Source organism: Streptomyces sp. SID14478, from assembly GCF_010548525.1.
Lineage (GTDB): Bacteria > Actinomycetota > Actinomycetes > Streptomycetales > Streptomycetaceae > Streptomyces.
This window is the reverse complement of the sequence record NZ_JAAGMG010000129.1, coordinates 1-766: the sequence shown is the minus strand read 5'-3', so window position 1 is coordinate 766 and position 766 is coordinate 1. Positions and strand designations below refer to the sequence as shown.

1 protein-coding gene is annotated in these 766 nt (G+C 70.9%); it reads left to right on the top strand.

Going from position 1 to position 766, the window contains the following annotated elements; translation table 11 throughout:
- Positions 1–413: FAD-dependent oxidoreductase (locus G3I40_RS05035; protein WP_164300938.1), on the top strand; the 413-nt coding region annotated here is incomplete at its 5' end.
- Between the last annotated feature and the right edge of the window lie 353 nt (positions 414–766).

The following is a 766-nucleotide window of genomic DNA, read 5'->3' as shown; positions in this document are numbered from 1 at the left end:
GGCTCGCGTGCGCGCAGGTCCCGGTGCGCCGGGCCATGCACGCCCCGCACGTCGAGATCCGTCCCGACGGGGACGCGTCCGTGGTGCTGCACAGCCGAGAGGTCGACGCGCTCATCGACACGGGTGAGGAACCGGCGGCACTCGGGCGCCTGCTCCACGCGTCGGCGCGGCACGTCGTACCGGAGCTCGACGGTGCCCGCATCGCCCGGACACGCGTCGCCCGGCGGCCCGTCCCGGCCGACGGATTCCCCTCGGTGGGCGCCGTGCCGTCCGTGCCCGGCTACTACGAGGCGGTGTCCCACAGCGGCATCACGCTCGGCCCGGTGATCGGCCGGCTGCTGGCTGCGGAGATCCTCGACGGCGAGCGGGACGACCTGCTCGCGGACTTCCGGCCGGAGCGGTTCGCGCAGTAACGGCACCCCTCTGACGGAGCTGGGGATCCGACCGTGGTCGGCCCCTGAGCTGGCCTCTTTCCACCTTTCGCACCCGCCTGGGCGGGCCGACGGCTCCGGGGTGTTGCCAAGCGAACTCTTCCGATATATCGTTGAGGCATCGCGATCGGTCAATGATCGCGGTCAAAGAATCCTGCGATCAGTTGTGAAAGGACTGATTCTCATGCGTACCCACGGACACGAACACGGACATGGACATCACGGACACGGCGGTGAAGGCCGCGGCGGGTTTGACCGCGGTGGCTTCGAGCGCGGTGGCTTCGAGGGGCGGCGTGCCGCCTTCGGGCCCTTCGGTCCGGGCTTCGGCGGGCCCG